Annotated in this window: 9 protein-coding genes; 8 read left to right on the top strand and 1 reads right to left on the bottom strand. The window is 49.7% G+C overall.

Features of this window, described 5'->3' with window-relative positions; translation table 11 throughout:
- Nucleotides 1–27 precede the first annotated feature (27 nt).
- Nucleotides 28–597, bottom strand: a complete 570-nt coding sequence (locus I6E49_RS13425; protein WP_235402951.1) for a DNA-binding protein — start codon at nt 595–597, stop codon at nt 28–30.
- Nucleotides 598–1,617: 1,020 nt separating this feature from the next.
- Here I6E49_RS13425 and I6E49_RS13420 point away from each other — a divergent pair.
- The 8 genes from I6E49_RS13420 to I6E49_RS13385 all read left to right on the top strand — a co-directional run bounded on the left by I6E49_RS13420 (nt 1,618) and on the right by I6E49_RS13385 (nt 10,788).
- The gene (locus I6E49_RS13420) at nt 1,618–3,129 is read left to right on the top strand and encodes a type I restriction-modification system subunit M (protein ID WP_235402949.1); all 1,512 of its coding nucleotides are present in this window, start codon (nt 1,618–1,620) and stop codon (nt 3,127–3,129) included.
- A gap of 4 nt (nt 3,130–3,133) precedes the next feature.
- Nucleotides 3,134–3,367: a hypothetical protein gene (locus I6E49_RS13415; RefSeq protein ID WP_235402948.1), complete on the top strand. Its 234-nt coding sequence runs from the start codon at nt 3,134–3,136 to the stop codon at nt 3,365–3,367.
- Nucleotide 3,368: 1 nt separating this feature from the next.
- Complete coding sequence (locus I6E49_RS13410; RefSeq protein ID WP_235402947.1) at nt 3,369–4,535, top strand: restriction endonuclease subunit S; 1,167 nt, start codon at nt 3,369–3,371, stop codon at nt 4,533–4,535.
- Between the two features lie 89 nt (nt 4,536–4,624).
- Nucleotides 4,625–7,684: a type I restriction endonuclease subunit R gene (locus I6E49_RS13405; protein ID WP_235402946.1), complete on the top strand. Its 3,060-nt coding sequence runs from the start codon at nt 4,625–4,627 to the stop codon at nt 7,682–7,684.
- 66 nt (nt 7,685–7,750) lie between these two features.
- Complete coding sequence (locus I6E49_RS13400; RefSeq protein WP_235402945.1) at nt 7,751–8,737, top strand: hypothetical protein; 987 nt, start codon at nt 7,751–7,753, stop codon at nt 8,735–8,737.
- Entirely contained in the window at nt 8,694–9,365 is a 672-nt protein-coding gene (locus I6E49_RS13395; protein WP_235402944.1) for a hypothetical protein, read from the top strand. The genes I6E49_RS13400 and I6E49_RS13395 overlap by 44 nt, the downstream gene beginning before the upstream one ends.
- Nucleotides 9,366–9,386: 21 nt before the next feature.
- Nucleotides 9,387–9,854, top strand: a complete 468-nt coding sequence (locus I6E49_RS13390) for a hypothetical protein (RefSeq protein WP_235402943.1) — start codon at nt 9,387–9,389, stop codon at nt 9,852–9,854.
- 181 nt (nt 9,855–10,035) lie between these two features.
- Nucleotides 10,036–10,788: a phage antirepressor gene (locus I6E49_RS13385; protein WP_235402942.1), complete on the top strand. Its 753-nt coding sequence runs from the start codon at nt 10,036–10,038 to the stop codon at nt 10,786–10,788.
- Nucleotides 10,789–10,841: the final 53 nt, after the last annotated feature.

Here is a 10,841-nt window from a genome sequence, read left to right as displayed (position 1 = left end):
GGCTTTGTGGGGCTTTGTGGGGCTTTTCTAAATGTTAGGTTCGAGCGCTCCGCTGCCTTCTCCCTCGGTGCCGCTGCCGCCCGGAGTATCGCCGCCGCTGGGAGTATCGCCGCCGCTGGGAGTATCGCCGCCGCCAGGGTTGTTGTCGCCGTCCTCAACGTTGCCGCTGTCGCTTGAGGTCACCTTCTTCACAATCTTGCCGCTGCGGTCGTAGCAGGTGATGTTGATAGAGGTGTCGGCAAGCTCGCGCTTGATTTCGGTGCTTGGGGTGAAGATAACGCGTCGTGAGGTGATGATGCCCGTAGCCACATCGTTGACCGAAGGCACGCTCTTGGCTCTTACGCCCAGACGCATGGTGCCCAGTCCGGGAATTGCTACCGAGTGGCCCTCAGTGGCCCATGCTCTGATTACGTCGCCAGCAGCGTCCCATGCCGCCTGCATCACTCCTCGGCTCATGCCCGAGCGGAGGGCAGCCTCCTGAATGACTTTCTGTTCCGAGAGTCGGTTGTAGATTTCGGTGCCGAGCACATAGCGGTATTTGCCCTTGTAGTCGCCCACGTTCTGAAGAGTTTCTCTTGCTTTAAGATTGATTGCCATAATTTGAATTTTGAGTTTTTTTGAATTTTGAGTTTTGAGTTTTGAGTTCTGTTGTTGCCTCTTGAATTCTGAATTCCCAATTCAAAATTGGACAATTCAACATCGGCTTTGCCGACAATTCAACATTCAACATTCCAAACTCCAAATTTTTTTCTCCCTGCCGAGAGAGTTTTTACTCCCTGCCGAGAGCGTAATTTACAGATCTGTATCACGCTTGCAAAGTTAGTACATTCACGAGGCAAAAGCAATAGTTGTCGGGAAGTAGTGGAGGGTTTGTCGGGAAGTAGTAAGGGTAGGGGTGGAGGTTAGTCATTTAGTCATTTAGTCATTTAGTCATTTAGTCAAAATCAAAAAAAAAAGTGCAGTCAGCCCCCTATAGTATAATATATATTTATATATTATACTATAGACGAAAATAACCAACACTCAGAATCGAAAATGACTAAATGACTAAATGACTAAATGACTAACGACTACTGACCAAACTGCGACAACAATGCACTTATCCCATTATCCTACAGTAAGTTAGGTTGCTTATATACGTATCTTCTAACACTTCACCATCCCCACTCTCGTCTCCTCTTTGCTCCGTCAAACACGGATTCTGACCCCTAAATTGTCAATTTCGGGGTGATTTTCACAGCGAAAAATTGGGCGTTTTGAGGGAAAAAGCGTAACTTTGTAGGGTACTTGTAATACAAATAACGACTAAAAACATGCTAAATAATAAACTTTCCATATATAGAATCGGGGGGGGTAATTTTGAGAAATCTCAATTAGCCAAAACTCGTAATGTGCTGACTGAAGGGCGGTTATCATTGTTCGTAGGAGCGATGATGGCCGCCCTTTTCGTGTCTGTTTGCGTGGGTTGCTCCGACAGTTTTCCATCGGGATCGACTCCTAAAACACCAGAAAACGCAGCCGAATCGTCAAGTTCAAGCAGCGATTCCACCAAAAACGAGGGTGAAGACACCATATTTGTAGACATGGACCAAGTAAATAAATAAGGAGCACACTATCATGGCAAAGAAGACAAAGGACACTATAAGCATAGGTTTTGAGGAGAAAATATGGAAGGCAGCCGACATTCTGCGTGGCAACCTCAGCGCTTCGCAATATGAGGGCGTGGTGCTGGGACTAATCTTCCTGAAATACATCAGCGACCGCTTCGAGCAGAAGTTTAAGGAGCTGCAGGGCGATGAATATGCCGACCCTGAGGATAAGGACGAATACACGGCAGATAATATCTTCTTTGTGCCACAAGAAGCACGATGGAGCAAAATTTCGGCGGCTGCCCACACGCCCGAGATCGGCGTGGTGATAGACAACGCGCTGATAGCCATTGAGCGCGAGAACGAACGGCTGAAGAACATCTTGCCTAAAAACTTTGCACGCCCCGAGCTCGCGAAGCGCCGTCTGGGCGACGTGGTTGACCTCTTCACCAACATCGAGATGCACGACGCTGGTGATGAGAAAGACCTGCTGGGCCGCACCTACGAATACTGCCTTCGCCAGTTTGCCTCGATGGAAGGCAAGAACGGCGGCGAGTTCTACACGCCTTCGTGCATCGTCCGCACGCTGGTGGAGATTCTCGAACCCTACGAGGGCAGAGTCTACGACCCTTGCTGCGGAAGCGGTGGTATGTTTGTGCAGAGCGCCAAGTTTATTGAGCGCCACAAGGGAAACCTGCGCAAGATAAGCATCTACGGACAGGAATCGAACCCCGACACGTGGAAGATGGCGCACATGAACCTTGCCATCCGTGGCTTGGATGCCAACTTAGGCAAAGCTTTTGCCGACACTTTCTTCGACGACCAGCACCCCACGCTCAAGGCTGACTTCATCCTTGCCAATCCTCCTTTCAACCTCTCGGACTGGGGGCAGAGCGCCCTGCAGGAGGATGTGCGCTGGCAGTACGGTCTGCCACCTTCGGGCAATGCCAACTTTGCGTGGATGCAGCACATGATTCACCATCTGTCGCCCGAGGGCAAGATCGGTCTGGTGCTGGCTAATGGTGCGCTGTCGAGTCAGAGTGGCGGCGAGGGACAGATTCGTCAAGCCATCATCGAAGCCGACTTGGTGGAGGGAATCGTGGCGTTGCCTTCGCAGTTGTTCTACAGCACGGGCATTCCTGTGAGCCTGTGGTTTATCAGTCGCGACAAGCAGCAGAAGGGCAAGACGCTCTTCATCGACGCCCGCAACATGGGCACTATGGTTACACGCAAACTGCGTGAGCTGATGCCTGATACGGACATCCGCAAGATTGCTGACACTTTCCACAGTTTCCAGCAGGGAACCCTGGAGGATGAAAAGGGCTTCTGTGCCGTATGCACAACCGAGCAGATTGCTGCTCAGGACTTTATCCTGACTCCCGGCAGATACGTAGGAATCGCCGAAGACGAAGGCGACGGAGTGCCTTTTGAGGAGAAAATGACGAATCTCACCGGAGAGCTGAAGCAGCTGTTTGAGGAAAGCAAGAAGCAGGAAGAAGAAATCAGATTGCAGTTGAAGAAAATAGGATGGGAGGTGTAAGGGTATGGAGCTTTTAAATGAATATTCAGGGCTTTTCTCTCTGCTTGCGGTGGTGGCTTCTGTCGCTTCTGTGATAGTTGCCGTTGTGATTTACTGCAAGCAGAAGAAGGATCATCTGCAGGACTTGAAGGACGAGTATGATGCTATGGAAGAAAACTCGGTTTTCCCGATGGGACTTGCCGAAAGGGAGTATTATGGGCGAAAACGTTATTTGCAAAAGAAATTGAGGAGGAAATAGGATGGAGTGGAAAGAAGTAACACTTGAGGAAATTGGAACAATTGTTGGAGGAGCAACTCCATCAACAAAAAGGACGTCATTCTATGACGGAGATATTCCATGGCTTACTCCCAAAGATTTATCAGCTAATAGCAATAAATATATTTTTAGAGGAGAAAGAAATATAACAGCGGAAGGATTTAATAGTTGTTCGTGCAAGATGCTACCTAAAGGAAGTGTTTTGTTTTCTTCACGTGCTCCTATTGGGTACGTAGCAATAGCAGCAAGTGAAATGTGTACAAATCAAGGCTTTAAAAGCGTAATTCCTAATGAAGATACTGATAGCGAGTTCTTGTATTATCTTCTAAAATACAATAAGGATAATATTGTTTCACAAGGTTCAGGAACTACTTTTGCAGAAGTTTCTGGAAAAACCATGAAAGGGATAGAAGTGGTTGTGCCAAAAGAAGTTGACGACCAGCGCCGCATAGCCTCCATCCTTTCTTCTCTCGACCGCAAGATAGAGTTGAACAATAAGATCAATGCTGATTTGGAGGAGATGGCGCAGACTATTTTCAAGAATTGGTTCGTTGACTTTGAGCCTTTCAAGGATGGTAAGTTCGTTGATAGTGAATTGGGAATGATTCCGGAAGGATGGAAAGTAGGAACATTGGATGAAATCTTTTCCCTAAAATATGGAAAGAATCTTTCTACATCTATGATATTAGAAAAGGGAGATTATCCTGTATATGGGGCAAATGGTATAATTGGTTACTATAATGAGTATAATTGCGATAAATATTCTGTTCTTGTAACAAGTAGAGGAAATGGCAGTGGAGATGTAAGTAGAACACATCATCCAAAATCATTTATAACCAACAATTCATTTATTGTAGAGTCGCTAGAGCAATATAAATATATTGAATTACCATTTATAAATGGCTTGTTTAATATAATAGATTTCAAATCATATTGTTCAGGCTCAGCACAACCTCAGTTGACAAACAAAGCCATGCGTAATATTTGTATAATATCCCCTCCAATGGAAATTGTGATAAAATATTGCGAAATGTTGGAAACATTGTTTTCTCATATTGAGTGTGTTATTGCTGAGAACTCCCGCCTCTCCCTTCTCCGTGACACCCTTCTCCCTCGCTTAATGTCGGGAGAAATCGAAATCCCCGAGTAGCTGAGTGTGAGGATGCGCAGGCTACGGCGAGGACGCCATAGCCTCCTATGATTATATTAAACACTAATAATAAAAACATAAAACAAAATATGTCCGACCAAGACAAATTCACCGAAGACGCTTATGAGCAGACGCTGATAGCCCTGTTCAGAGACGAGCTTGGCTACAAATACGAGTGTGGCTACGAGGTGGAGCGCAACTATAAGGAGCCTTTCTATCGTGCCGACCTTGAAGCCTCGATGCGACTGCTCAATCCCGACCTGCCAGCTGCTGCTCTTGACGATGGTATAAAGAAGCTAACCACCATCAACGAGGGTACGCTGGAGCAAAACAACGAGAAGTTCACAAAGTGGATGCAGGACGGATTGGAGGTTAGCTATCAGCAGGACGGCGAGGAGCGCACGGTTCTGATGCAGCTCATCAGCTTTGAGCAGCCCGAGCGCAACTTCTTTAAGGTGGTGAACCAATGGACCATAGAGGAATATAAGAAAAAGCGCTGCGACATGGTGGTGATGGTCAACGGATTGCCCCTCGTGGTGGTGGAGCTGAAAAGCGCCACAGCCGAAGACGCAACCATCGACGACGCCTACAAGCAGATCAAGAACTATCAGCAGAGCATTCCGAGCCTCTTCAGCTACAACGCCTTCAACGTGATAAGCGACATGAGCGAAACCCGCGCGGGCACCATAACCGCAAAACAGGAACGCTACATGGAATGGAAAACCGTGGATGGCGAGAATGTGTCTACTCTCATGGCTGACTATCGCACATTCTTCATCGGAATGTTCCAGCAAGAGCGACTGCTTGACATCTTGAACAACTACATCTGCTTCGAGCATAAAGACGGCAAGACATCAAAAATTCTTGCTGCCTACCATCAATACTTCGCTGTTGGCAAGGCGATGGCAAGAACCAAGACTGCTGTTGAGGGCAACGGAAAGATCGGCGTGTTCTGGCACACGCAAGGGTCGGGCAAAAGTTTCTCTATGGTGTTCTATGCTCACCAACTGGTGCAGCGTCTGCCAGAGGTCACGATAGTGGTTGTTACCGACCGCAAGGACCTTGACGACCAGCTCTTCGGACAGTTCAGCCGCTGCATGGACTTTCTTCGTCAAGAGCCGATAAAGGCTACGAGCCGGCAGGAGCTGGGCGAGATATTGCGCGACCGCAAGAGCGGAGGCTTAATCTTCACCACCATACAGAAGTTTGAGGAGGGCGACACAGCCCTGTCCACACGCCGCAACATCATCGTGATGACCGACGAGGCCCACCGCTCGCAGTATGGCGACGAACATTGGGACGCACAGAGCCAAACCATGAAGAAGGGCTTCAGCCAGAAGATGCGCGAGGCGCTGCCCAACGCTTCGTTCATAGGATTTACGGGCACGCCCATAAGCGAGCGCGACCGCGACACGGAGGAGGTGTTCGGTTCTTATATCGACGTCTACGACATGAGCCAGGCGGTCGACGACGGAGCTACACGCCCAATATATTACGAGAGCAGGGTGGTGAACCTGAACCTCGACGAAAAGACAATGAAACTGCTGGATGAGGAGTTTGACCGTCTGTCGGACGATGGCGCCACCGACGAGCAGATAAAGCGTGCCAAGCAGGAGCACAGCCGGCTGGAGGTGCTGCTGGGCGAGGACGCGACCATCGACACGTTGGTGAGAGACATCATAGACCACTATGAGCAGAACCGTGCACAGCTGCTGACCGGCAAGGCAATGGTCGTGGCTCTGACCAGAGAGATCGCGATAAAGATTTACCGCAAGATGCTGGAGCTGCGCCCCTCGTGGACGGAGAAGGTGAAGGTGGTGATGAGCGGCTCTAACCAAGACCCCGACGACTGGCAAAAGATTATCGGCAACGAGGCGTACAAGAAGGAGCTGGCTGCCAAGTTTAAGAAAGATGACGACCCAATGAAGATTGCCATCGTGCGCGACATGTGGCTCACGGGTTTTGACGTGCCGTCGCTCGCCACCATGTATGTTTACAAGCCGATGAGCGGTCACAATCTGATGCAGGCAATAGCCCGTGTGAACCGTGTGTTTGAAGCTAACGATGGCGAAAAGAAGGAGGGCGGACTGATTGTCGACTATGTGGGCATTGCCCAGGCTCTGAAAGCTGCCATGAAGCAATACACCAACCGCGACCAACGACGCTTTGGCGACCCCGACATCACCAAGACCGCCCTGCAGAAATGGAAGGAGGAGATAGAGATTTGCCGTGACATGCTGCATGGCTTCTCCTATACAGCATTCTTCGAGCCCGACAACACGAAGCGAGCCCTTGCCATAACAGGCGGTGCCAACTTCCTGTCGTCGCCAGCCAAGGATCAGGCAAAGAAGAATTTCATGGAGCACAGCGCCATGCTTCATAATGCCACCACCCTCTGCCGTTCGCTCTTGAGCGAGAAACAGAAAGCGGAGGTGTGCTACATGGATGCTCTAAGGGTGATGATGCTCAAACTCTCGCAGAAGGGAAAAGTGAGCCGGCATGAGATAAACGAGCGCATAGGCGAATTGTTGCGCCAGAGCGTGAAGACCGATGGCGTGATAAATCTCTTTGGCGACCGAAAGGTGGAGTTCTCGCTCTTTGATGAAGCCTTCATTCAAGAGATTAAGAACATGAAGGAGCGCAACCTGGCGGTGGAACTGCTCACAAAGCTGATGAAAGAGAAAATAAAGCAGCAGCAGAAGACCAACGTCATACAGAGCGACCTGTTCTCTGACATGCTCAACAAAAGCCTGTCAAACTATCTGAAGGGCTTGCTGACCAACGAGGAGGTGATATCAGAACTCTTGAAGATGGCGCAGCAGATAAAGCACAGCGAGGAGGAGGGCGACAAGCTGGGGCTCACGCCCGAGGAGAAGGCCTTCTACGATGCCCTGTCCACTCCCGAAGGTGTGCGCCAGGCTTACAGCGACGAGGAGTTTGTGGCGCTCACCAAGGAGCTTACCGAAGTGCTCCACCGTAACCGCACCATCGACTGGAACCGCAAGGAGTCGGCAAGAGCCAAAATGCGCGTGATGGTGAAGCGACTGCTCAAGAAATATAAGTATCCACCCGAGGGCGCACAGGCTGCGCTTGAGACCGTAATGCGCCAATGCGACCATTGGGCGGATGAGGACGAGAATGTGGCGTGATGAAAAGTAAGTTAGAAAAATGGTAAAAAAGTAAAAAGGGTAAAGAATACTAATAACTAAAAAACAATGACAATATTCAAATTCTATTCGTTCGACAATCAACCCATTGAAAACACAGCACAGTTGTTCGAGATAAGCGAGGGTGCTCAACCTAAGCCCATCGACCCTGTGCAGCGGTTCGGAAGCCTGTTTACAACAGGCAGACAAATCGAACTGACTGTGCCAAAGGATATACACGGCAAGGAATGGGACATCTTCCGCTGTCAGGTGCTGCGCCATGAGGATGGGGTGGTGCTGATGGCGCTGGAGAACAACCGCAGCAAGCACACTACTATCAATCTAAAGGACGTGGAGCATGAGCACCATCCCTTTTGCCTCGTCATCATCGACAATCGCCCCGACCGTCAGTTTGTAGGTATAGAGCGTAACTCGGCTTTTGGAACCAACACCGACAAGGTGGCAGACATATTGCGCATGGGGCTTTCGTACAAGATGAAGGAATACAGACGAAGCATCGAGATAGAACGACTGACGAAGCAGACCACCGACTTCTGGGACGTTGTGGATGAGATAAGAAGCACGTTTGACGACCACGTGACAAGGATAAGCATCGACTATATGGACAACGGTAAAAGCACAAAGTCGCGACGTGCCAACGACCTGCTTGCCGCTATATGCCTGCTTGCACAAAAGTCGAAAAGCGACGCCCTCTTCGAACTCAAAGCCAAGACCGACGAAGGAGTGTGCCTGAATGAAATACGCCGTGACGTGCAGCACATTGCCGACATCTGTCTGACACAGCCTAATTATGACTTGTCTGTGAGGTTCAAGAATTTTGGAGTCTACCGCTACGGTGCTGACCTTGTGGCTCAATTCAGCGTAGACGACAATGTGGCTGTCGACTTTGCCTATGGCAAACCGATTATCGACTTTGAAACGGGCGGGCGAAGCTACGACCTCGTGTATTGGCTCAACCGCCTCAGCAAGCTAATGAACAACAACTATAAGAATGAACCTATTCAGCCCAAAAGAACGCGACGCAGTAGAAGATAAATACTGCGACACTCCCGTCTATGAAATGGCAGAGGATGTGTGCAGCCGCTGTCTTGCCGACTGTCGCACATTCGCACTTCACGCCTCAGAGCTGCTTTATCTTGCCTTCTACATCATCGACACCATCAGAGGCTACGACCACGCCCACGCCCGACGTTTTGTAGACAGATGCTACGACGACCACATGGCTTATCTGCGCCACGACAAGCAGACGGGAGCATCAGACGAAGATTTGCATACGGCCGTGACAGTCACGCTACACACTACTGTGCAATGGCTGCTTGACAGCGGACATGGGGAATGGATGTGGGTGGCACGGTCGTTGGAGCAACAGATAGTTGAGCGACATGGAGAAGGGCTTGTAGACTTGGCGCTTAGTTTTGAATGTGTATATGGAGAAGACGAAGAACGACAACAATTCATGCAACACTATATGGAGAGCATGACTCTTATTTCGCAGGAGATAGACAATTTGCTCGACGCTTTGGCTAATGTTGCTGCGAACAATGATGACGGCAAAAAGATATACAATGTACATGGCGACTTCGTAATGCAGAAGCACGTGGAATATGAGGTGAATGGAGTAGCCTCGGGAGGTGTGGGAGTTAAAGTCGGAGCCTGTAATTAAAAATGAATTATCAAACTTATTATGGACAAGGAACTTTTAGAAAAGATATTGAAGGGCGGAATAACCGTACAGGGCGACTTCGTAATGGAGAAGCAAGTGGAGAATGAGATTGGCAATGTTGAGGCTGGAGGTATTGGTATTCAGATTGTGCACGGTTCTTCTGATAAAAACAAGTCGTGTCCGGGGCCCAATGCCAATGCCGACTCGCTCGCCCTGCTCGACACGCCCGAAGCACAGCAGCTATGGGAGAAAGCCATCGAAGCAGGATGGGTGGACGCTGACCGCCAGCCTACCAACCGCTTGTCTACGAAGGCTGCCAAGGCGGTGTTTGCCAATGTGATGATAGAAATGCTGAATATCCCACAGCCTGCCTACGTGCCGTTTGAGGCGCTGTGGGGTGTGACTGGATTGCAGAACTCTTATTCAAGCGGCAATGCGTATGGCAAAAACAACAAATTGAAAGAAGAGATAAAACAACAACTTCGTTAATTCTTTATTCTAATGCCTTCGTTAGGGCAACCGTAATGACAACGTGCTTGACAACGTGTTATTACGGTTGCCCTCTTTTTTTGCCCTTATCTTTGCACTCGTAATCCTTACGGCAAGCCGATGGCTGCCCAAGGGTTGCGAGTGTTTTTTTGAATATTAATGGTTTAAACATTTTGATGTTATGACGAATAAGATTCAGATTTTCGAAAGCCCGGAGTTCGGACGGATTCGGACGGTGATGGGCGAGGCGGGCGAACCGCTGTTCTGCTTGACGGATGTGTGCAAGGTGCTTGGACTGAAGCAGAGGCATGTGAGAGAACGACTTGACGATGGGGTCGTTTCAACCGACACCATCACCGACTCGCTTGGAAGAACACAGATGGCTAACTTCGTTAACGAGGACGGTCTGTATGATGTTATCCTCGACAGTCGCAAACCTTCGGCAAGGGCTTTCCGCAAGTGGGTCACTTCTGAGGTGCTGCCGCAAATCCGCAAGACGGGCGGTTACATTCCTCTTAATAACGAGGACGACGAGAAGACGATTCTGGCTAAGGCGGTGAGGATTCTGAACCGGACGCTGCAGCAGAAGGACGAGCTGATAGAGGCGCAACGTCCTAAGGTGGAGTTTGCCGATGCGGTGACTACGGGCGACGGTTGCATACTGATTAGCGAGCTGGCCAAGCTGCTGACGCGTAACGGTTATCCTACAGGACGCACACGCCTGTTCCGCTGGATGCGCGAGAACGGCTACATCTTCAAACGCTCTACGGAACCTATTCAGAAATGGGTGGAGGAAGGACTCTTCGCAACTTCCGTCACGATGATCAAGACGCATCATGGTTCGGAAGAGAGGGTGACAACCAAGGTGACGGGGAAGGGACAGGAGTACTTTCTCAGCAAGCTTGGAAGCCTGACACAAAGCCCCACCCCCTGACCCCTCCCCCGTAGGGAGGGGAGCGGTATGAACCGACTACTTACAATATAAGG

This window comes from Leyella stercorea (assembly GCF_021531655.1).
Note: the sequence above shows the minus strand (reverse complement) of the source record. Positions and strands in the feature narration are given on the sequence as shown.